Below are 20,080 nucleotides of genomic sequence, written 5' to 3'. Positions count from 1 at the left end.
CTTTAAAACATAACCGTCAGCGCGGCGCCAGCACATTGCCTTCCTGCGCCAGCAAGGCCTTGAAGCCTTGGACGCCGTTTGCGGAAAATGGCACGTGGTATAAATCACGCCCGGCTGCACCACTTCGCTCAAGCTCACCACCAGCACCATCTCGCCGCTGCGGCTACATCTGCAGGCAATCGGCATTGACCCGGGAAATGTCATACAACGATGAAGGCAGCACTCCATGCCGGCGCGCCATAAGCGCCTATCTACTCCATCTCGAGCAGGAGCATCCAAATGCCTAAACTGGCAATCGTTTATCACAGTGGTTATGGCCATACCGCCAAGCTGGCCGAGGCTGTCGCAGCAGGTGCCGCCAGCGTTGCCGGCATCGATCTTGAACTGCTCGCGCTGGACGCACAGGGCGAGTTAAGCGATGAAGCATGGACGCAGCTTGACGGCATGGACGGCATTATCTTCGGCAGCCCGACCTATATGGGCGGAGCGTCCTGGCAGTTCAAGAAGTTTGCCGACACCAGCAGCCGGCGCTGGTTTGGCCAGGTATGGAAAGACAAGCTGGCCGCCGGTTTTACCAATTCGGCCAGCGTCAACGGCGACAAGCATTCGACCTTGCACTACTTCATTACGCTGGCCATGCAGCACGGCATGCTGTGGGTAGGCTCGGGCATGCTGCCATCCAATAGCAAGGCCGCACAACGCAACGACATCAACTGGCTGGGTTCCTACGCCGGCGCCATCGCCCAATCACCCTCTGATGCCAGCCCCGACGAAGGGCCTTTGCCCGGAGACCTCGCAACCGGCCACCAGTTCGGCATCCGGGTGGCGAATGCCTTGCTACGCTGGCATCCTGCTTGAGGATACGAGAACCCGGTAAACGGCGCAGGCTCGGCAGATAAAGATCTGCCGGAGGACTGGCTTGCCGGCCGCAACGCAAAGGAGGACAGCATGATCGAATTTCTACGCGCCAGGATGCGCGGACTGTCGCAACTGGGTTGGCTGCATTCGCACCACACCTTCTCTTTCAGCCATTACTACGATGCGCAACAGACCGGTTTTTCCGACCTGCTGGTGATCAACGACGATACGGTCGAGCCGGGTCAGGGCTTTGGCTCCCACCCGCACCGCAATATGGAAATTTTTTCCTATGTGCTGTCCGGCGGGCTGGCGCACAAGGACTCGGCAGGGCACGAAGAAGTGTGCCGGCCGGGGGATGTGCAGATGATGAGCGCCGGCAGCGGCGTGCTTCATAGCGAATACAATGCCTCGGACTGTGAGTCCGTGCATTTTTTGCAAATCTGGATCGTCCCTGACCGCCAGGGCGGGCCGGTGCGCTACCAGCAGCGTCACTTCCCGCCAGAGGAACGCCGTGGCCGCCTGCGCCTGATCATTTCGCCTGACGAGGCCGACGATGCCTTGCCGGTCTGGCAGGATGTGCGGGTGTAGCCGGCCTGTTTGACGCAGGTGAGACGGCCACCCTGCCGCTTGACCAGCGCTATGCCTATGTTCACGTCGCGCGCGGCACGCTCAGCGTCAATGGCCAGCCTTTTTCCGCCGGCGATGGTGCCCGCATCCGCGATGAAACCTTGCTGACTTTCAGCGACGGCGAAGGTGCCGAGGTGCTGGTATTTGATCTGCGCCCAAACGAAGGCCCCGAGCGCTGAAGACAATCCTTCAAAAGGAAGGAGCAGCATGTGTCAGGATTCTTCGGTCTCGCCCAGCTCGCGTGAAGCCGAACCGCGCTAGCGCAGCGTAATCCTAAGAAAACGGCCCGATCTGGTGTACGGGCAGCCACCACTCATCCAGTAGCTCATCTGCAATAACAAGCCGTTCTGCGACGGCAGCCATGCAGCCAAAGCGTGGAACGGCAAGCGCGGGCAAGATGGCCTGCCGCCCAAAAACACACCTGTCGAAAAGTGATACCGGCAGACAGTTTGCCTTAGCTGCGGCTACGCCACAAAAGGAACAGGGTAAAGCCCAGCGAGGCGGCAAAAAACAGGCCGCTCCACATCGGCATCGACAGGCCGAACAAGGTCCAGTCAACAACGGCGCACTCGCCCGAACCCTTGAGCACCTTGGAAAACACGCTCCACAAGGGCATGGTTTCCAGCATATAGTCCAGCCCCGGCCCGCAAGCCGGCACCTGATCCCACGGCAGCTGCTGCAACCACACCTGGCGCGCGGCCACCGCGCCGCCAGATAGCGACGACAAGAGTGCCAGCACCCCGGCTATCCGCGCCTGACACAAGGGCAGCAAGGCCGCAAGCAGGGCAAAAATACCGGCCGCGATCACCGCGATGCGCTGCATGATGCACATCGGACATGGCTCCAGTCCCAACACATACTGCGCGAACAGGGCAAAGCCCATGGCGCCGGCGCAGGCCAGCGCCAGCAACAAGAAACCGGCACGGCGGCCAGGCAGTTCCAACTTCATGCTTATCCCCTGCTTTTAAAAAGGCCGGCGCAGGCCGGCCATCAAACTTTTTTAATTATCGTCAGCGTGGTGCTTACTCGCTGCCGGCCACCATCATGCGCTCCAGCAGAATCGAGCCGCAATGCTTGCCGCCACGCACCATCACATCGCTACCGATGGCGCTGATGTGCTTGAACATATCGGCCAGATTGCCGGCAATGGTGATTTCTTCCACCGGATAGGCGATCACGCCATTTTCCACCCAGAAACCGGCCGCACCGCGCGAATAGTCGCCGGTCACCAGATTCAGGCCATGCCCCAAGAGCTCGGTCACCAGCAAGCCCGTGCCCATATCGCGCAGCAGCTCGTCAAAGCTCTCGCCAGTGGTATGCACCAGCAGGTTGTGGCTACCACCGGCATTACCGGTGCTTTGCATGCCCAGCTTGCGTGCCGAATAAGAACCAAGGAAGTAACCGTTCAGTACGCCCTGATCGACCAGACGGCGCGCATGGGTGGCCACCCCTTCGCTATCGAACGGGGTCGAGGCAAAGCCGCGCATTACAAACGGGTCTTCATCGATGGTGACGCAAGGCGCGAGCACTTGGGTTCCCAAAGAGTCCAGCAGGAAGCTGGATTTACGGTACAGGCTGCCGCCGCTGACCGCACTGACCAGATGGCCGATCAGGGACGAAGCCACTGGTGCTTCGAACAGAACCGGATAACTGCCGGTCTTGATGCTGCGCCCGCCCAGACGGCGCACGGCGCGCTCGCCGGCAATGCGTCCGACGGCATCGAAAGCATCCAGATCGCTGGCCTTACGCGCCGAGCTATACCAGTAGTCGCGCTGCATCGCGCCTTGGTCGCTGGCAATCACGGCGGCGGAAATGCTGTGGCGCGAACCGGGGAAGCCGGCCATAAAGCCGTTGCTATTGGCGTAGACAAACTGGCTGACCTGACTGGAAACACCGGCGCCTTCGGAGTTGCTGATGCGCGCATCCACGCTGCGGGCGGCATTTTCGCAGGCCAGCGCATGGGCAATGGCCTCTTCGACCGGCAGATTCCACGGGTGATACAGATCAAGCTCGGGAAAGTCACTGGCCAGCAAGGCCGGATCAGCCAGACCGGCACTTTCATCCTCGCCGGTAAAGCGCGCGATATTGATCGCGGCAGCTACCGTATCGGCCAGCGCCGTCTCGGAAAAATCGGAAGTGCTGGCGTGGCCTTTTTTCTGCCCCAGGTACACGGTGACGGTCGCCCCCTTGTCCTGGTTGTATTCGATGGTTTCGACTTCACCCAGGCGGACATTGACCGACTGGCCGCAGGCTTCGGATACATCAACCTCGCAAGCACTCGCGCCCGCCTTGTGGGCCAGATCAAGCACACGCGCACTCACGGCCTCCAGAGCCGCACGACTGAAACTGAACGCAGAGTCTGCCATATTAACCTTTGTGTAGTGGGAGCCGGCACCACGGCGAATCGGGCGCCGGTATTTTCGGGTATCATACCAGCCTTGAATGGAATCACAGCGACAAGCATGACTAACCTTTACAACGATAGTGCAGACGAAGGCCTGACCAGCAAATCCGAAAAAAAGCGCCAGATGGACGCGCTGCAGGAGCTGGGCAAGGCACTGACCGAACTCTCCACCGACAAGCTCAAGAAAATCGAGCTGGACGAAGACCTGCGCGTAGCCGTACTCGAGCACAAGCGCCTCACCAGCCACGGTGCGAAAAAGCGACAGGAACAATATATCGGCAAGTTGATGCGCAGCATCGACCCCGAGCCTATCCGCCAGCAACTGGCCATCGTACGCGGCGACTCTTCGCAGCATGCGGCCTGGCTGATGCTGCTGGAACGCTGGCGCGACCGCCTGATGGCGGACGATGCCATGCTGGCCGTGTTCATCACCGAGCACCCTGAAGCCGATGTGCAGCAGATGCGCACCACCATCCGCAATGCACGCAAGGAATTGGCCGAGCAGAAAACGCCCAAGGCCTACCGCCAGCTGTTCCAGACCCTGAAAGACTTCCACCCGGAACCGGGCAAGAAGATTCTCAAGGAAGAAAACACTTAAGCCCGACCATGACCGCTCCTCTGCCTTATCACGCTCCGCGCTGGCTGCGGGGCGGCCATGCCCAGACTATCTGGCCGGCGCTATTCATGCGCCCGCCCCGCCCTGCCTACCAGCGCGAATTGTGGGCCACACCGGATGGCGCACAGATCGCCGTAGACCGTATCCACGGCCAAAGCGGCCAGCCGCTGGTCGTTTTGTTTCACGGGCTGGAGGGCAGTAGCGACAGCCACTATGCGCGCGCGCTGATGCTGGCGGTTGCCGCGCGCGGCTGGCATGGTGTCGTACCGCATTTTCGCGGTTGCGGCGGCATGCCCAACCCCTTGCCACGCGCCTACCATGCCGGTGATTCGGCAGAAGTCGCCTGGATACTGGCGCGCCTGGCCCAGGAACAGCATCCCTTGTTTGCCGCCGGCGTATCGCTGGGCGGCAATATGTTGCTCAAGTACCTGGGCGAATCCGGCACGGCGGCACTGACGCAGGCGGCGGCGGCCGTTTCGGTACCGCTGGACTTGGCCGCTGCCAGCACCTGCCTGGATCGAGGGTTGGGGCGCGGCATCTATACCCGCATGTTCCTCGACACGCTCAAGCCCAAGGCGCTGGCGCAACTGGTGGCACACCCGGGCCTGTTTGACGCTAAACGGGTCAGGGCTGCACGCACTTTTGCCGAATTCGACGATCTGGTCACCGCGCCGCTGGCCGGCTACCGCGACGTGCACGACTATTGGGCGCGCGCCAGCAGCAAGCCTTTGCTGCCGGCCATCTGCCGCCCGACGCTGATCATCAACGCCAAAAACGACCCCTTTCTGCCGGCCAGCGCCTTGCCCGACGCGGCACAAGTCAGCCGCTATGTCACGCTGGAGCAGCCCGAGCACGGCGGCCATGTCGGCTTTGCCAGCGGCCGCTTCCCCGGCCATCTGGCCTGGCTACCCGAACGCCTGCTGCGCTTTTTCGAACACACACACGCGCCAGAATAAAAAACAACAGACCTTGCAGGAGAAACCATGTCCGACATTCTGAACCAGATTCTGGCCACCAAAGCCGAAGAAGTCGCCCGCGACAGCGCCCGCCGCCCGCTCGCTTCGCTGCGCGCCGAAGCCGAAGACCGGCGCGAAGAACGACGCGACTTTGTCGCAGCCATCCGCGCCAAGCACGCGGCGGGCGACGCGGCCGTGATTGCCGAGATCAAGAAGGCCAGCCCGAGCAAGGGCGTGATCCGCGCCGATTTCCGCCCGGCAGATATCGCCCAAAGCTATGCCGAACATGGCGCCGCCTGCCTGTCGGTTCTGACCGATGTGCCCTATTTCCAGGGCGATAGCGCATTTTTGCAGCAGGCACGCAAAGCATGCCCCTTGCCGGTACTGCGCAAGGATTTTTTGATTGGCGACTACCAGATCTATGAAGCCGGCGCCATGGGTGCCGACTGCATCTTGCTGATCGCCGCCGCGCTTGAGCGCGCACAGATGCGCGATATGGAAGCGCTGGCGCAGGAACTGGGACTGGCCGTGCTGGTGGAAGTGCATAACGGCACCGAACTGGACAATGCACTGACACTCAAGACACCGCTGATCGGCGTGAATAACCGCAATCTGCGTACCTTCGAAGTCGACCTGGCCACCACGCTTGCGCTATTGCCGCAAATCGGCAGCGAACGCATCGCCGTCACCGAAAGCGGCATCGTCAACGCCAGCGATGTCGCACGCATGCGCGAGCATGCCGTGCATACCTTCCTGGTCGGCGAAGCCTTTATGCGCGAAGCCGACCCCGGTGCGGCGCTGACACGGGTATTTGCCGGCTAAGAGTCGATCCACGATCTGCTGCACACCCGCGATACCGCGTTAAAAACGGCGTGGAAATGCGCATAGACCCTATATACGCTGCGCTTTCCCAGCCGTTTTCGCCTTGTCTCGCGCTAGCTTGCGCGATGGCGAACAGGCTCCAAGAAAAAAATATTCATTAACACTCGGCTGAATGTGGACTTTACCCAAAAATGATATGCTGCCAGCTATCTTTTCCCTGACCACAATGGAGCCTGATCTATGAATGCCGGAAAACTGCTGCTAAGTGCCGTCCTTGCCGCGAGCTGCTCGCTGGCCTTCGCTGCCGACCCAGTGACCCAGCGCCAGGACGTTTTCAAGGATTACAAGAAAACCTTCGGCCCGATGGGTGACATGGTAAAGGGCAAGACCGCCTACAATCAGGCCGAATTTGCCAAGCTGGCCGCGCATCTGGAAGAAATCTCCAAGCAGCCATGGCAGTACTTCACCCCGGGTACGGACAAGGGCAAGACCGAAGCCAAGGCCGAAATCTGGTCCAAGCCGGCCGAATGGAAAAAGCAGATCACGGCGCATCAAGCCGCAACGGCTGAACTGGCCAAAGTCGCCGCCACCGGCGATATGGCCGCCATCAAGCCGGCCTTCGGCAAAGTCGGCCAGAGCTGCAAATCCTGCCACGACAGTTTCCGCAAGGCCGATTAAGCCGTTACCAGGCGCAAGCTGCCCCGCCCTCATCCGGGCGGGGCTTTTTTATCCATACGATTAGCCAAGCCATGAAACCCAGCCTTCTTTTGCTTTGCACCTTGCTGTGCGCCCAGGGCGTCTTTGCCGACACGCCGGCACAAACCCGCGTCAAGGAATTCAAGACCCTGCTGCGCAGCTTCGAATCCATGGGCACGGTCGTGCGCGGGCGCGACGCTTACCGGCCGGATGTTTTTGCCCGTCAGGCAGCCACCCTCAAGGCCGATGCCGGCAAGCCCTTTGCCAACTTCCCTGCCGGCAGCCAGGCAGACAGCCGCGCCAAAGCCGAAATCTGGAGTCAGAGCGCACGCTTCAAGCACGAGCAGGCCACCTTTTTGCAACGTGTGGACACGCTGGATGCCGCCGCCCGCGCCAAAGACATGGCGGCCATACGCATCAGTTACGGCGCTGTCGCACAAAGCTGCAAAAGCTGCCACGACGCATTCCGCGGCCCGGCAAAATAGCCCCTCTTGCCGGGTAAGCCCGGCATTGCAGTGCTTGCTGGCCTGACTGCCGCGCTGATCAGGCCAGCCACCACGCCAATATTTCCCGCCCCCTGCTCACTGTGGCACATCCGCCACCGCACCCACACGCCTGCTGCCTGACGACCCATACGTTTTTATAAGGCTTTGCCTTGGCACATAGGGGCAGGCGCTTAACTGTTCATTTTTGTACTATACAAAAACTTGACCAAAGCTGTCGGATACAGGATAAAGACAGCAAACCAATAGAGGAAAGCCGCTATGAAGATTGCCATTGTCGGGTCGGGCATTGCCGGCTTGTCCTGCGCCTGGTTGCTGGAGCGCGCCGGGCATGCGGTCACACTGTTCGAAGCAGCTGACTATGCCGGCGGTCACAGCAATACGGTCGACGTCACGCTGGATGGCCTCACCCACCCGGTCGATACCGGCTTTCTGGTACACAACACGCACACCTATCCCAACCTGATTGCGCTGTTTGGCCAGCTGGGCGTACAAACCTGTCCCAGCGAAATGACCTTTTCGGTTGCGCATGAAGCGGACGGCGTCGAATGGGCTGGCAGCAGCATCGCCACCTTGTTCGCCCAAAAGCGCAATCTGCTGCGCCCGCGCTTCTGGGGCATGGTGCATGACATTCTGCGCCTGCACCGTCTGGCCCCCGCCTTGCAAGCAGAAGCAAGGCAAGATGGCGCCACCCTGGGCGAGATACTTGACCGCCACCACTTTGGCGACGCCATGCGCCGCTGGTATCTGTTACCGATGGGGGCTGCGATCTGGTCGACCTCGACCCGCGGCATGCTGGACTTTTCCGCGGCGGCCTTCTTCGAGTTTTGCGCCAACCACAGCCTGCTGCAGGTAGGTGACCGGCCACAATGGCGCACGCTGGTGGGTGGCTCGCGCCAGTATGTACAAAAGATTTGTGCCGGTCTTTCCGATTTGCGCCTGAACTGCCCGGTCATGCGCGTTCGCCGTGACCACCAGGGCGTATGGGTCGACAGCCAGGCCGGACGCGAGCACTTCGACCAGATTGTGTTCGCCTGCCACACCGACCAGACACTGGCGCTGCTTGAGTCACCCACGCACGCCGAACACGCGCTGCTGGCCGCCATCCGCTACCCGAAAAACCGTACGCTGCTGCACACCGATACATCTTTTCTGCCGGACAGAAAAGCACTCTGGTCGGCGTGGAATTACCGCATGGCACGTCATGGCCGCGACACCGATGCGGTCACCGTCAGCTATCTGATCAACCAGCTGCAGCCGTTGCCCTTTAGCAGCCCGGTCATCGTGACGCTTAATCCGCACCGCGAACCCAAAGGCGTGCTGGCCGAATTCGACTATGCCCACCCCCTGCTTGACCAGCATGCCAGCGCAGCCCAAACCCGGCTGGACAGCATCCAAGGCCAGGGCGGCGTCTGGTTTGCCGGCGCATGGGCCGGCAACGGCTTTCACGAAGACGGTCTCAAAGCCGGCATGCGCGTGGCCATCGCACTGGGCGCCAGCATCCCGTGGCCACACCAGCTCAAACCCATCGCCCTTTCAAGCACAACAAAAAACCTTGAGGCCGCACCCGCATGAAAGCGCTGGCACAGCTCTTTGTCGGCCATGTCTGGCATGGCAGGACCGCACCGGTAGCGCATAGCTTTCGCTATCCGCATGCCTGGCTTGCGCTGTCCTTGCCCGAATGCGATGTCGAGCGCCTGCCGCTGGCGCCCGGCATTGCATGGCAGCGCAAGCGCCATGGTCCGCGTGACGGTAGCCCTCTGTTTCCCTGGCTATGCGCGCGCCTAGCTGAACACGACATCCACGACGTCGCCCGCATCCGGCTGCATACCCTGCCATCCGTGCTGGGCTATGTATTCAACCCGGCCAGCTTCTATCTGGCCGAAGACACGCAAGGCCGGCTGCTGGCGGCATGGGTTGAAGTCAACAATACCTTTGGTGCGCACCACGACTACTGCCTGCCGGCACCCGCCACACCCAGCGCGAGCGCACTTTACGGGCGCGCGACCAAGGCGCTGCAAGTGTCGCCGTTTTACCGCATCGAGGGGCAATATGACTTCCGCTTTTTGCAAACCGGCCAGCAGCATTTCTCCGTGCGTATCGACTACAGCCCGCAAGAAGCGCCGCCCTCCTTCTGTGCCTTGCTAAGCGGCGAGGCGCGCCCTGCTTCTGCCGCCAACTGGCTGCGTATCGCCCTGGCCTGTTCTTCGCTGACCTTTGCCGTCTGGCTGCGCATCCACTGGCAAGCCTTTCGCTTATGGCGCAAGGGCGTGCCTTTTATCGGTAAAGACGGGCACCGCCCACCCCAACCTCACGAGGAGTGAAGCATGAACACTGCCAGCCAGAGCCTGACTCGCCAGACTCCCGGCCTGCCACTTGCGGCCCGCCCTTTGCTGCTGGCGCTGTCGCGCATCAGCCACGGCACACTGACCCTTATCGACCCGCAAGGGCAAAGCCAGCATTACCGGGGAACGCAGGGCACGCTGCACGCTACCTTGCAAGTACACGACTGGCAGGCGCTGACCCGTATTGCGCGCAGCGGCGACATTGGCCTGGCCGAAGCCTACCGTGACGGGCTGATCGACAGCCCGGACTGGGTCGCGCTGATGCATCTGGCCACCACCAATGAACATGCGCTGGAACAGGCCATCCATGGCAGCTGGCTGGGGACGCTGGCCTACTGGCTGCGCCATCTGACGCGCGCCAATACACGCGCCGGCAGCCGGCGCAATATCCACGCCCACTACGATCTGGGCAATGCGTTTTACCGGCTCTGGCTGGATGGGAGCATGACCTACTCGTCGGCCTTGTTCGAAGGGGATCACAGCCGCTCGCTGGAAGACGCACAAACAGCCAAATACGAGCGCATCCTGGCGCGACTGAATCCGGCACCCGGCGCGCGCATCCTCGAAATCGGCTGCGGCTGGGGCGGCTTTGCCGAGTATGCGATCCGCAGCCGTGGCGTCCACATCACCGGCGTGACGCTATCGACCGAGCAACTCGCCTATGCACAGGCAAGGCTGGAAGCGGCGGGCATATCACAGATGGCCAGCCTGAGCCTGACCGACTATCGCGATGTGGGCGGCCAGTTCGACCATATCGTATCGATTGAAATGCTGGAAGCGGTGGGCGAGCGCTGGTGGCCCGGCTATTTTGCCACTTTGCGCGAACGCTTAAAGCCAGGCGGCAGCGCACTGGTGCAAGTCATTACCATCGCCGACGAATTCTTTGCCCGTTACCGCAAAGGCACCGACTTTATCCAGCAATACATCTTCCCCGGCGGCATGCTGCCAAGCCCCGCTGCGCTCAAACGTGAAATTGCCCGCGCCGGCCTGAGTCTTGCCGACGACTACCGTTTCGGCGCCGACTACGCCGAAACGCTGCGCCGCTGGCATACGCAATTCGAAGAACAGCTGCAACGGATACACGCCCAGGGCTTTGACGAGGCTTTTGTCAGGCTGTGGCGTTTTTATCTGGCTTATTGCATTGCAGGATTTGATACGGAGCGAACCGATGTCTGCCAGCTTGAAATTCATCGTTCTTAGTGCGCTATGCCTGGCAACCACCCTCGCGCAAGCGCTGCCCGCCAGCGTGACGCAGGCGCTGCCTGAGCTGGAGGCAAGGGGCAGCGGCAATATGCGCTGGTTTGGCCTGCGCCTGTATCAGGCGACGCTGTACACCCCGGGCGGGCGCGAGTTTGCCTGGCAAGCGCCGTTCGCACTGGAAATACGCTACGCGCGCGCCTTTAGTACCGACGAGCTGGCCGCCTCCAGCCGTGACGAGATGGCACGTTTGGGCACACCCAAAGCAGAACTGCCGCAGGTGTTCAGCACGCTGCGCCGCGTTTTTCCCAGCGTCACCGAAGGCGATGTGATCGTCGGCGCACAGGATGCCAACGGCCATACCCGCTTCTGGCACAACGGCAGGGAAACCGGGCAGATTACCGACCCGGGCTTCGGACGCCGCTTTTTCAGCATCTGGCTCAGCCCACAAACACGCGAGCCGGCGCTACGCAGCGCGCTACTGGCCAAGGCTCGCTAATGCTTGGCACACGCGCGCTATTGAATGCAGGCCTGCCCGGGCTGCCGCTGGCGATGGCGGCCCTGCCGGTTTATGTCTTCACACCCATGCTGTATGCCAACGAATACGGCATGTCGCTCACCCTGATCGGCGCCTTGCTGTTTGGGGCCAGGCTGATCGATACCGCGCAGGACCCGCTCTTGGGTGTCTGGCAGGACAAACTCTCAAACACGGCCTTGCGCCGCGTGACCCTGTTAATGACCGCGCTGGGTCTGGCCGGATTTTTCTGGCTGCTGCTCCCCTTTACCGGCCTCTCGCTTGCCTGGCAGATGGCAGCATCCTTGCTGCTGGTCTACACCGCCCACGGCTGGGTCAGCATCGCGCTTTTACGCTATGGCGCAGCCTTAAGCCGCCACAAACACGAGCGCGAGCGCATCGTTGCCTGGCGCGAAGGCTTGTCCGTGGTCGGCGTCTTGCTGGCGGCCGCACTGCCGGCAACATTAAGCGCCCGCTACGGCATCAAGACTGGCCTGGCTGCTTTCGCTGCCTTGCTGGTGCTGGCAAGCTTGCTTGCGCTATGGGCTTTTAACCGCGCCCCGCTTGCGCCTGCAGTGTCTGCCGCCCGTCCCGACTGGCGCATTGTTCTGGCCGACAAGCGCTTTCTCGCCCTCTTGCTGGTGCTGCTGCTAAACGCCATGGCAATGGCGCTGCCCGCCACCCTGTTCAACTTTTATGTTGCCGATGTGCTGCGCGCACCCGAACTGGCGGGCGGATTTTTGCTCAGCTACTTTTTGTGCGCGGCGGCCAGCCTGCCCTTATGGCTGCGCCTGGCCGCCCGGCTGGGCAAGGTGCGCGCATGGTATGTCGGCATGGCGCTGGCGCTGGCCGGCTTCATGCTGGTGCCCTGGCTAAACCAAGACAATCATGCGGCCTTCTGGCTGGTCTGCATCGCGACCGGCACCGCACTGGGCGCCGATCTGGCCTACTCCACCGCCATGGTGGCCGACATTATCGACGAGAAAGTCCATGGCAGCGGCGGTGCCTACTTTGGCGCCGTCAGCCTGGTCGGCAAGCTGGCGCTGGCGCTGGCAGCCGGCACCGCCTTGCCGCTGGCGGCACTCGCCGGTTACACCCCGGGCAATAGTGCCAACACCAGCGCGCTGATCCTGCTCTACGCCGGCCTGCCTTGCACCGTCAAACTGATTGCCTGGGTCTGGCTTGCGCGCTTGCGAACCCAACTGGAGGGCACACCATGATCCGCTCTTTTACCCTGCTGCTGTGCACCCTGCTGCTTTGTGCGTGCAGCAGCCCGAAACTGGCCGACTACCAGGCCACTACACCCGTGCTCAAACTCGAACAGTTTTTTACCGGGCCGCTACGCGGCTGGGGCATGGTGCAAGACAGGAACGGCAAGGTGCTGCGCCGTTTTGTCGTCGATATCGACGCCAGCTGGCAAGGCGCACGCGGCCAGCTGGATGAGCGGTTTGTGTTTGACGATGGCGAACGCCAGCGCCGCGTCTGGACACTGGCGCGTCAGCCAGATGGCAGCTATCTGGGCCGTGCCGGCGATGTGGTGGGCGACGCCCGCGGCGCGGGCGCCGGCGCAGCGTTCAATCTGGCGTATACCCTGCGCATCAAGATCGACGGGCGCGAGTGGGATGTGGCGATTGATGACTGGATGTTCCAGATCGACGACAAACAACTGCTGAACCGCTCGGTCATGAGCAAACTCGGCATCGAGGTAGGCACCATCACCCTGATGCTGCAAAAAGGAGCGGTGCAATGAGCCTTAACCCACGCATAAGCAACTGGCACGGCAAACGCGTCTGGCTGATCGGTGCCGGCCACGGCATAGGCGCTGCGCTGGCTTCCAGGCTGCAAGGTGCAGGCGCAACGCTTGCACTGTCCGGGCGCAACCGCCAGGCTCTTGAGGAGGTGGCAAGACAAAGCGCCATCGTTTTGCCGTTCGATGCCACCGACGCGGCGGCATGGCAGCATGCCTGCGATACGCTAAGCGCCCAATGGGGCCGCATCGACCTGATTATCCTGCTGGCCGGCGACTATCAGGCGCTGCGCGCCTGGGAGCTGACACCGGACAGCGCGCGCCGCCTGACCGACATCAACCTGATGGCACCGTTTTACGCCGTGGCGGCCTGCGTGCCGCAACTGCTGCGCCAGCAAAACGGCGGCCTCGCACTGGTGGCCAGCGTCGCAGGAGCCGGCGGCATGCCCAATGCGCTGGTTTATGGTGCGACCAAGGCAGCGGTCAATCATCTGGCGCAAACGCTGTATCTGGATCTTGCCCCGCGTGGCATCGGGGTGTGGGTAATCAACCCGGGCTTTGTCAAAACCCGGCTCACCGCCGGCAACGCCTTTACCATGCCCGCGCTGATCAGCCCGGAACAGGCGGCTGACGAAATTCTGGCCGGCTTTGCCGCTGGCAACTTCGATATCCACTTCCCCAAACGCTTTACCCGCTGGGTCAAACTCGCCGCACATCTGCCTTACCGTGCCTGGTTTTACCTGATGCACAAGGTTACCGGACTATGAATAGTCGTTTTGCCGCACATCTTGGCTGGTTTGCCAGTTTAAGCCCGGAGAGTCTGGCCGATATCGGCTGCGTCTATGCCGCTAACGCCAGCTTTAGCGACCCGTTCCAGCGTATCGAAGGGCGGGACGCGATTGCTCAGCTTTATACGCGCATGTTCGAAAAACTGCAGGCTCCACGCTTCACGATTATCGAGACGGTATGCGAAGGCAATCGCGCCTTTGTCACTTGGGATTTCAGCTTTTCACTGTTTGGCCGCGCACGCCTGATTCATGGCGGCAGCCTGCTGCAACTGGACGAAGCCGGCCTGATTGCCGAGCATCGCGACTACTGGGATGCCGCCGGTGGCGTCTACGAAGCCCTGCCGTTACTGGGCACGCTATTGCGCTGGCTCAAGCGGCGCATGGCATAATCCGCCTCCTTCAGATCAAGGACACGTCCATGAGTATGCCAGGCTTGCCAATTGCAGCCGTCGAGCGCGAAACCGGCATTGCCCGCCAGCTACTGAGAATGTGGGAACGCCGCTACGGCTACCCGATGCCGGCGCGCGACGCGCAGGGCGACCGCCTTTACCCGCCCGAGCAGGTGACGCGCCTGTGCCAGATTCGCCGGCTGATGGATATGGGTTTGCGCCCGGGCCGGCTGATGGCCCTGACACAGGCACAACTGGAGGAGATGGCCCAGCTGCATCTGCCCAAACGGGAAACCCCGCCCTTATGCGATGGCCTGATCGATCTATTGCGCCATCAGGATGGGCAAGCCCTGCGCCAAGACTTGCAGCAGCGGCTGCAAGAGATGGGCTTGGCGCACTTTGTTTGTGTTTTCCTGCCGCAAGCCAATGCCCTGGTGGGCGATGCCTGGTCACGCGGCGAAATCCGCATTTTCCACGAGCACTTATACACCGAAGAGCTGATCCGGCTGCTGCGCGAAGCGCTGTCCGCCCTACCCTCAAGCAAAGACCGGCCGCGCATCATGCTCACCAGCACCCCGGCCGAACCGCACACGCTTGGACTATTGATGGCTGAGGCCCTGCTGCGACTGGCCGGTTGCGAATGCCTGGCATTCGGCCCGTGCATGCCGTTTTCCGAGATCGGCGAGGCGATGATCCAGCACCGTATCGATGTGCTGGCCCTGTCGTTTTCCGCGGCCTACAACGGGCCGCTGGATGACGAAATCGGCCAGCTACTGACCAGCATCCCGCCCGAGAGCCAATTATGGGTCGGCGGTGCCGGTACCCGGCGCCTGAAACCGCAAGCGCCCAGGCTGCACATCATGCAAGGGCTCGACCAGATTGATCTGCAAGTCGCGCATTGGCGCAGCGCGCACCCCGTCTAAGCGGCAGACATGCAGGCTCAGAAGCGCGTCAGCACGAAATACACCGCGCCACAGGCGACCACCAGCGTCACCAGCGCAATCACCGTCGGAGCGAAATACAGCGTCGGCGCCTCGCCCTCTATGCTCTTGTAGCCGGTGAGCATGGCCTTGACCAGATTCTGCTTTTTCAACACGCGGTAAAGCACAATCGCCGTCAGATGCAGGCCGACCAGGGCCAGCAGCAAATTGAAGTTCAGGCGGTGCCAGCTATTCATCTGCTCGGCCAATTCGCTGCTGATGCTGCTGGCCAAGGGGCCGTCATACAGATAGGCGTTCACATCGGCCGAAAAAAGGCCGGTAACCACTTGCGTGCCAAGCACGAGCAGCATCACGACCACCATCCAGCCACCCAGTGGGTTATGACCGGGCTGCTCGCTTTCCTTGAGTTCGCCTTTGAGATAACGGCGTATCGCCTGCGGACCCTTGATAAAATCGCTGAAGCGGGCGGTTTCACTGCCCAGTACCCCCCAGATCACGCGATACAGCAGCAAAGCAGCCAGCGCCACGCCACCACGCAAATGCCACTCCATCCAGTTGCCTGACTGGTTACCGGTAAACCACATGCCGGCAAACAGCAAGACCAGCACCCAGTGGAATACACGGGTCGGTAAATCCCAAACCTTCACCAATTGCTTCATATGAAACTCCCTGCTTTCTAATGCCATTATTCTACGCTAGCCACACTACGGTCAAACAGGCACTTTTCGGGTAAGATTGTTAATCTTTTTTAGTCATGGCCGGCATGACCGGTGCCGAGCGCACGGTTTTAAGCCATGGTGCCACACCCAAGAATTGGAGAATCAGCAGATGCACCCGTCCACCCTGATCCAGGACATGCAGGCCCGGGGCCTGATCGCACAGGTCACCGACGCCACCGCTCTGGACGAAATACTGGGCAAAGAGCAGGTGACCCTGTATTGCGGTTTTGACCCGACGGCCGACAGCCTGCATCTCGGTCACTTGGTGCCGGTGCTGGTACTCAAGCGTTTCCAGATGGCGGGCCACAAGCCTATCGCCCTGGTTGGCGGCGCCACCGGCATGATTGGTGACCCAAGCTTCAAGGCCAATGAGCGCAAGCTCAACACCCCGGACATCGTCGCCGACTGGGTAGGCAAAATCCGCAAGCAAGTCGAGCCGTTTTTGAGCTTCGAAGGCGAGTCCGCCGCCATCATGGCCAACAACCATGACTGGTTCGGCCAGATGAATGTGCTGGATTTCCTGCGCGACATCGGCAAGCACTTCTCGGTCAATGCCATGATCAAGAAGGAATCGGTGCAGCAGCGCATCAACCGCGACGACGTGGGCATCTCGTTTACCGAATTCACCTACAGCCTGCTGCAGGGCTATGACTTTGTCGAACTTAACCGCCAGCACGGCTGCCGCCTGCAAATCGGCGGCTCGGACCAATGGGGCAATATCACAGCCGGCATCGACCTGACCCGCCGCATGAACCAGCAGCAAGTATTCGGCCTGACCCTGCCGCTGGTGACCAAGAGCGACGGCACCAAATTCGGCAAGACCGAAGGTGGCGCAGTATGGCTGGACCCGAAAAAGACCTCGCCGTATGCCTTCTACCAGTTCTGGCTGAACACCGCCGACGCCGATGTCTACAAATTCCTGCGCTTCTTTACCTTTATGTCTGCCGCAGAAATCGATGCCATCGAAGCGGCCGACAAGGCACGGGAAGGCAAGCCGGAAGGCCAGCGCATTCTGGCCGAGCAGGTCACCGCACTGGTGCATGGCCAGGCAGCCGTCACCGCGGCGCAGCGCATCAGCCAGTGCCTGTTCAGCGAGAACCTCGACAGCCTGACCGAAGACGACTTCGCCCAGCTGGCGCAGGACGGCATGCCCTCGGTCCAGATCGACCGCAGCCAGAACAATCTGATCGAAGCCTTGTTCGCCGGCGCCCTGGCCAAGAGCAAGAGCGAGGCGCGCACCTTTATCCAGAGCGGCGCGGTCAGCATCAACGGCGTCAAGGGTGCCAGCCTTGAGCATGTGTTTAGCGACGCTGAACGCCTGTTCGGCCAGTACACCCTGCTTAAGCGCGGCAAGAAGCACTACTGCCTGGTGCGCTGGCACTAAGAGCGAGACACAACAAAGGCCGCGCCCAGTGCGCGGCCTTTTTCATCACTCCCCCGCCTTGACTTCCCCGCCCAGTTTCGCCCCTGCTCTTAAATTGTCACACCTGACAAAGAGTGCATGGAATTTGATACGCATCATCCAAATTTAATCATATTGCGATATCATTTGGTCGCTTAAGCTCTGCAATCCAGCGTGCTGCGGCAATTGATAGCAAATTACAATCAATATTATATTGATATTTAATTTGTTAAATGTAGGCTCCAAGTTTAAGATTCGTCTGTCTTCACCGCCAACATAAAAGGAAAAACCACATGTCCATCATCAACACCGTCATCAAGCCATTTACCGCCCAGGCCTACCACGAAGGCAAGTTCGTGACTGTTTCCGATGCTGACCTGAAGGGCAAGTGGTCGGTTGTATTCTTCTACCCGGCTGACTTTACCTTCGTTTGCCCGACCGAACTGGGTGATCTGGCTGATGTTTACCCAGAGTTCCAGAAGCTGGGCGTTGAGTGCTACTCGGTTTCCACCGATACCCACTTCACCCACAAGGCCTGGCACGACGCGTCCGACACGATCAAGAAAATCAACTACCCGATGATCGGCGACCCAACCGGCACCATCACCCGCAACTTCGACGTAATGATCGAAGAAGAAGGTCTGGCACTGCGCGGCACCTTCGTGATCAACCCGGAAGGCGAAATCAAGGTTGCCGAAATTCACGACCTGGGCATCGGCCGTGACGCCAAGGAACTGCTGCGCAAAGTGCAGGCTGCCCAGTACGTTGCAGCACACCCGGGTGAAGTTTGCCCAGCCAAGTGGACGCCAGGCGAAGCAACGCTGGCTCCATCGCTGGATCTGGTCGGCAAGATCTAATTAGCGACCGACAAGCCGCCCCGCCCGGGGCGGTTTGGATTTCAGCGGAAAGCCCGATTCCGCCTTTCCAGTGAAATTCATTTAAGGAATACCGACATGCTCGACGCCAATATCCAGACCCAGCTCAAAGCCTACCTCGAAAAACTGCAGCGTCCGATCGAACTCGTTGCCAGCCTGGATGACAGCGCGGCCGCACAGGAAATGCACGCCCTGCTACAGGATATTGCCGCACTCTCGGACAAGGTTAGCCTGCGTGACAACGGCGACGCCGTTCTGCGCCCATCGTTCAGCGTCGGTGCCGTCGCTGACAGCGCCCGCATCAGCTTTGCCGGCATTCCGATGGGGCACGAATTCACCTCGCTGGTGCTGGCCTTGCTGCAAAGCGGCGGCCATCCACCCAAGGTGGATGCAGCCATTATCGAGCAGATCCGTGCCCTGCCTGCTGGCGCCCATTTCGAGACTTTTGTTTCCCTGTCCTGCCACAACTGCCCGGACGTGGTGCAGGCACTGAACCTGATGGCCGTACTCAACCCCGGCATCAGCCATACCATGATTGATGGCGCACTATTTCAGGATGAAGTAGCCCGCCGCAAGATTATGGCGGTGCCAACCGTGTTTATGAACGGGGCCGAATTCGGTGCCGGACGCATGACGCTGGAAGAGATCATTGCCAAGCTGGACACCGGCGCGGCGGCACGCGAAGTGGACAAGATCAAGAACAAAGACGTGTTTGATGTGCTGGTCATCGGCGGTGGTCCGGCCAGCGCTTCGGCCGCCATCTACGCCGCCCGTAAAGGCATACGCACCGGCATCGTGGCCGAGCGTTTCGGCGGCCAGGTGCTGGACACCATGGCCATCGAAAACTTCATCTCGGTCAAGGAAACCGACGGCCCGAAACTGGCCATGGCGCTGGAACAACACGCCAAGGAATACGAAATCGACATCATGAACCTGCAAAAGGCCAATGCGCTGGTGCCGGGTGAACTGATAGAGATCAAGCTGGAAAACGGTGCCTCGCTCAAGAGCAAGACCGTGATTCTGGCCACCGGCGCGCGCTGGCGCGAAATGAATGTGCCGGGCGAGAAGGAATACCGCAGCAAGGGTGTGGCTTACTGCCCGCATTGCGACGGCCCCTTATTCAAGGGCAAGCGTGTCGCCGTCATCGGTGGAGGTAACTCCGGCGTCGAAGCAGCCATCGATCTGGCCGGCATCGTCGCCCATGTCACCCTGCTCGAGTTTGATGGCCAGTTGCGCGCCGACGCCGTGCTGCAGAAAAAACTGTTCAGCCTGCCCAACGTGACCGTGATCACCAAGGCGCTGACTACCGAAGTGACCGGCGATGGGCAAAAGGTCAACGGCCTGTCCTACAAGGACCGCGACACCAACGAAATCAAGCATGTGGAACTGGAAGGCATCTTCGTGCAGATCGGCCTGTTGCCCAACACCGACTGGCTCAAAGGCACGGTGGAATTGTCAGCACGCGGCGAAATCGAGATCGATGCCCGCGGCCAGACTTCGGTACCCGGCGTGTTTGCCGCCGGCGACTGCACCACGGTGCCGTACAAGCAGATCATTATCGCCATGGGCGCCGGTGCCACCGCCTCGCTGGGTGCTTTCGACCACCTGATCCGCACCTCGGCACCGGCCTGATTTATTTTGCCGTGCAAGACAAAAGCCCCCGTCGCTACAACGGGGGCTT

23 protein-coding genes are annotated in these 20,080 nt (G+C 60.9%); 20 read left to right on the top strand and 3 right to left on the bottom strand.

The genetic code is table 11. From position 1 onward, the window contains the following. The first annotated feature begins 279 nt into the window (after window positions 1–279). The 3 genes from GQF02_RS04820 (at window position 280) to GQF02_RS16135 (ending at window position 1,664) form a co-directional block, all read left to right on the top strand. Complete coding sequence (locus GQF02_RS04820; protein WP_124735320.1) at window positions 280–858, top strand: flavodoxin family protein; 579 nt, start codon at window positions 280–282, stop codon at window positions 856–858. A gap of 90 nt (window positions 859–948) precedes the next feature. After that, complete coding sequence (locus GQF02_RS04815) at window positions 949–1,446, top strand: pirin family protein (RefSeq protein ID WP_220789340.1); 498 nt, start codon at window positions 949–951, stop codon at window positions 1,444–1,446. Continuing rightward, the gene (locus GQF02_RS16135) at window positions 1,425–1,664 is read left to right on the top strand and encodes a pirin family protein (protein ID WP_220789348.1); all 240 of its coding nucleotides are present in this window, start codon (window positions 1,425–1,427) and stop codon (window positions 1,662–1,664) included. Before GQF02_RS04815 ends, GQF02_RS16135 begins: the two co-directional genes overlap by 22 nt. A 275-nt stretch (window positions 1,665–1,939) precedes the next feature. Here GQF02_RS16135 and GQF02_RS04810 read toward each other — a convergent pair whose 3' ends face one another. Both GQF02_RS04810 and pmbA read right to left on the bottom strand, forming a co-directional pair. Continuing rightward, window positions 1,940–2,434: a disulfide bond formation protein B gene (locus GQF02_RS04810; protein ID WP_220789339.1), complete on the bottom strand. Its 495-nt coding sequence runs from the start codon at window positions 2,432–2,434 to the stop codon at window positions 1,940–1,942. A 73-nt stretch (window positions 2,435–2,507) separates the two neighbouring features. Continuing rightward, window positions 2,508–3,851, bottom strand: coding sequence for a metalloprotease PmbA (gene pmbA, locus GQF02_RS04805; protein WP_160795246.1), 1,344 nt, complete (start codon window positions 3,849–3,851; stop codon window positions 2,508–2,510). 96 nt (window positions 3,852–3,947) lie between these two features. Here pmbA and yjgA point away from each other — a divergent pair, with 96 nt between their 5' ends. The 14 genes from yjgA to GQF02_RS04735 all read left to right on the top strand — a co-directional run bounded on the left by yjgA (window position 3,948) and on the right by GQF02_RS04735 (window position 15,385). Next, the gene (gene yjgA / locus GQF02_RS04800; protein ID WP_124735323.1) at window positions 3,948–4,487 is read left to right on the top strand and encodes a ribosome biogenesis factor YjgA; all 540 of its coding nucleotides are present in this window, start codon (window positions 3,948–3,950) and stop codon (window positions 4,485–4,487) included. 8 nt (window positions 4,488–4,495) lie between these two features. Then, window positions 4,496–5,461: a YheT family hydrolase gene (locus GQF02_RS04795; RefSeq protein WP_220789338.1), complete on the top strand. Its 966-nt coding sequence runs from the start codon at window positions 4,496–4,498 to the stop codon at window positions 5,459–5,461. A 27-nt stretch (window positions 5,462–5,488) separates the two neighbouring features. Further along, entirely contained in the window at window positions 5,489–6,283 is a 795-nt protein-coding gene (gene trpC / locus GQF02_RS04790; protein ID WP_160795244.1) for an indole-3-glycerol phosphate synthase TrpC, read from the top strand. A 240-nt stretch (window positions 6,284–6,523) separates the two neighbouring features. Then, complete coding sequence (locus GQF02_RS04785) at window positions 6,524–6,961, top strand: c-type cytochrome (protein ID WP_160795242.1); 438 nt, start codon at window positions 6,524–6,526, stop codon at window positions 6,959–6,961. 71 nt (window positions 6,962–7,032) lie between these two features. Beyond that, window positions 7,033–7,464, top strand: a complete 432-nt coding sequence (locus tag GQF02_RS04780; RefSeq protein ID WP_160795240.1) for a c-type cytochrome — start codon at window positions 7,033–7,035, stop codon at window positions 7,462–7,464. Between the two features lie 279 nt (window positions 7,465–7,743). Beyond that, window positions 7,744–9,057, top strand: a complete 1,314-nt coding sequence (locus tag GQF02_RS04775) for an NAD(P)/FAD-dependent oxidoreductase (RefSeq protein ID WP_160795238.1) — start codon at window positions 7,744–7,746, stop codon at window positions 9,055–9,057. Continuing rightward, complete coding sequence (locus tag GQF02_RS04770) at window positions 9,054–9,806, top strand: DUF1365 domain-containing protein (protein ID WP_160795236.1); 753 nt, start codon at window positions 9,054–9,056, stop codon at window positions 9,804–9,806. Before GQF02_RS04775 ends, GQF02_RS04770 begins: the two co-directional genes overlap by 4 nt. Before the next feature lie 3 nt (window positions 9,807–9,809). Further along, the gene (locus GQF02_RS04765) at window positions 9,810–11,027 is read left to right on the top strand and encodes an SAM-dependent methyltransferase (RefSeq protein ID WP_160795234.1); all 1,218 of its coding nucleotides are present in this window, start codon (window positions 9,810–9,812) and stop codon (window positions 11,025–11,027) included. Continuing rightward, a complete protein-coding gene (locus GQF02_RS04760) occupies window positions 10,996–11,523 on the top strand; it encodes a chalcone isomerase family protein (RefSeq protein WP_160795232.1) in 528 nt (175 codons plus the stop codon). Before GQF02_RS04765 ends, GQF02_RS04760 begins: the two co-directional genes overlap by 32 nt. Continuing rightward, entirely contained in the window at window positions 11,523–12,758 is a 1,236-nt protein-coding gene (locus tag GQF02_RS04755; protein WP_160795230.1) for an MFS transporter, read from the top strand. Before GQF02_RS04760 ends, GQF02_RS04755 begins: the two co-directional genes overlap by 1 nt. Further along, on the top strand, window positions 12,755–13,288 hold the full coding sequence (locus tag GQF02_RS04750; protein WP_124735332.1) for a DUF3833 domain-containing protein: 534 nt from the start codon (window positions 12,755–12,757) through the stop codon (window positions 13,286–13,288). Before GQF02_RS04755 ends, GQF02_RS04750 begins: the two co-directional genes overlap by 4 nt. Further along, the gene (locus GQF02_RS04745; protein ID WP_160795228.1) at window positions 13,285–14,052 is read left to right on the top strand and encodes an SDR family NAD(P)-dependent oxidoreductase; all 768 of its coding nucleotides are present in this window, start codon (window positions 13,285–13,287) and stop codon (window positions 14,050–14,052) included. Before GQF02_RS04750 ends, GQF02_RS04745 begins: the two co-directional genes overlap by 4 nt. Further along, complete coding sequence (locus tag GQF02_RS04740) at window positions 14,049–14,462, top strand: nuclear transport factor 2 family protein (protein WP_160795226.1); 414 nt, start codon at window positions 14,049–14,051, stop codon at window positions 14,460–14,462. The genes GQF02_RS04745 and GQF02_RS04740 overlap by 4 nt, the downstream gene beginning before the upstream one ends. A 29-nt stretch (window positions 14,463–14,491) precedes the next feature. Further along, window positions 14,492–15,385: a MerR family transcriptional regulator gene (locus GQF02_RS04735; protein ID WP_160795224.1), complete on the top strand. Its 894-nt coding sequence runs from the start codon at window positions 14,492–14,494 to the stop codon at window positions 15,383–15,385. A gap of 17 nt (window positions 15,386–15,402) precedes the next feature. On the opposite strand, the gene GQF02_RS04730 is transcribed toward GQF02_RS04735, so the two are convergent. Beyond that, entirely contained in the window at window positions 15,403–16,062 is a 660-nt protein-coding gene (locus tag GQF02_RS04730) for a cytochrome b/b6 domain-containing protein (RefSeq protein WP_160795222.1), read from the bottom strand. 169 nt (window positions 16,063–16,231) lie between these two features. Between GQF02_RS04730 and tyrS the strand changes: the two genes are divergently transcribed. The 3 genes from tyrS (at window position 16,232) to ahpF (ending at window position 20,031) form a co-directional block, all read left to right on the top strand. Further along, entirely contained in the window at window positions 16,232–17,506 is a 1,275-nt protein-coding gene (gene tyrS, locus GQF02_RS04725; RefSeq protein WP_160795220.1) for a tyrosine--tRNA ligase, read from the top strand. Between the two features lie 311 nt (window positions 17,507–17,817). Next, a complete protein-coding gene (ahpC, locus tag GQF02_RS04720; protein WP_124735338.1) occupies window positions 17,818–18,381 on the top strand; it encodes an alkyl hydroperoxide reductase subunit C in 564 nt (187 codons plus the stop codon). 96 nt (window positions 18,382–18,477) lie between these two features. Continuing rightward, entirely contained in the window at window positions 18,478–20,031 is a 1,554-nt protein-coding gene (ahpF, locus tag GQF02_RS04715; RefSeq protein ID WP_160795218.1) for an alkyl hydroperoxide reductase subunit F, read from the top strand. Window positions 20,032–20,080 lie beyond the last annotated feature (49 nt).

It is taken from the genome of Craterilacuibacter sinensis, from assembly GCF_009831765.1.
GTDB lineage: Bacteria > Pseudomonadota > Gammaproteobacteria > Burkholderiales > Chromobacteriaceae > Craterilacuibacter > Craterilacuibacter sinensis.
This window is presented reverse-complemented; position numbering and strand designations above follow the sequence as displayed.

Bases quoted from the DNA above. Each gene is read 5' to 3' on its own strand.
- GQF02_RS04820 (WP_124735320.1), top strand. From the start codon at position 280: ATGCCTAAACTGGCAATCGTTTATCACAGTGGTTATGGCCATACCGCC.
- GQF02_RS04815 (WP_220789340.1), top strand. From the start codon at position 949: ATGATCGAATTTCTACGCGCCAGGATGCGCGGACTGTCGCAACTGGGT.
- GQF02_RS04810 (WP_220789339.1), bottom strand. From the start codon at position 2,434: ATGAAGTTGGAACTGCCTGGCCGCCGTGCCGGTTTCTTGTTGCTGGCG.
- pmbA (WP_160795246.1), bottom strand. From the start codon at position 3,851: ATGGCAGACTCTGCGTTCAGTTTCAGTCGTGCGGCTCTGGAGGCCGTG.
- yjgA (WP_124735323.1), top strand. From the start codon at position 3,948: ATGACTAACCTTTACAACGATAGTGCAGACGAAGGCCTGACCAGCAAA.
- GQF02_RS04795 (WP_220789338.1), top strand. From the start codon at position 4,496: ATGACCGCTCCTCTGCCTTATCACGCTCCGCGCTGGCTGCGGGGCGGC.
- trpC (WP_160795244.1), top strand. From the start codon at position 5,489: ATGTCCGACATTCTGAACCAGATTCTGGCCACCAAAGCCGAAGAAGTC.
- GQF02_RS04785 (WP_160795242.1), top strand. From the start codon at position 6,524: ATGAATGCCGGAAAACTGCTGCTAAGTGCCGTCCTTGCCGCGAGCTGC.
- GQF02_RS04780 (WP_160795240.1), top strand. From the start codon at position 7,033: ATGAAACCCAGCCTTCTTTTGCTTTGCACCTTGCTGTGCGCCCAGGGC.
- GQF02_RS04775 (WP_160795238.1), top strand. From the start codon at position 7,744: ATGAAGATTGCCATTGTCGGGTCGGGCATTGCCGGCTTGTCCTGCGCC.
- GQF02_RS04770 (WP_160795236.1), top strand. From the start codon at position 9,054: ATGAAAGCGCTGGCACAGCTCTTTGTCGGCCATGTCTGGCATGGCAGG.
- GQF02_RS04765 (WP_160795234.1), top strand. From the start codon at position 9,810: ATGAACACTGCCAGCCAGAGCCTGACTCGCCAGACTCCCGGCCTGCCA.
- GQF02_RS04760 (WP_160795232.1), top strand. From the start codon at position 10,996: ATGTCTGCCAGCTTGAAATTCATCGTTCTTAGTGCGCTATGCCTGGCA.
- GQF02_RS04755 (WP_160795230.1), top strand. From the start codon at position 11,523: ATGCTTGGCACACGCGCGCTATTGAATGCAGGCCTGCCCGGGCTGCCG.
- GQF02_RS04750 (WP_124735332.1), top strand. From the start codon at position 12,755: ATGATCCGCTCTTTTACCCTGCTGCTGTGCACCCTGCTGCTTTGTGCG.
- GQF02_RS04745 (WP_160795228.1), top strand. From the start codon at position 13,285: ATGAGCCTTAACCCACGCATAAGCAACTGGCACGGCAAACGCGTCTGG.
- GQF02_RS04740 (WP_160795226.1), top strand. From the start codon at position 14,049: ATGAATAGTCGTTTTGCCGCACATCTTGGCTGGTTTGCCAGTTTAAGC.
- GQF02_RS04735 (WP_160795224.1), top strand. From the start codon at position 14,492: ATGAGTATGCCAGGCTTGCCAATTGCAGCCGTCGAGCGCGAAACCGGC.
- GQF02_RS04730 (WP_160795222.1), bottom strand. From the start codon at position 16,062: ATGAAGCAATTGGTGAAGGTTTGGGATTTACCGACCCGTGTATTCCAC.
- tyrS (WP_160795220.1), top strand. From the start codon at position 16,232: ATGCACCCGTCCACCCTGATCCAGGACATGCAGGCCCGGGGCCTGATC.
- ahpC (WP_124735338.1), top strand. From the start codon at position 17,818: ATGTCCATCATCAACACCGTCATCAAGCCATTTACCGCCCAGGCCTAC.
- ahpF (WP_160795218.1), top strand. From the start codon at position 18,478: ATGCTCGACGCCAATATCCAGACCCAGCTCAAAGCCTACCTCGAAAAA.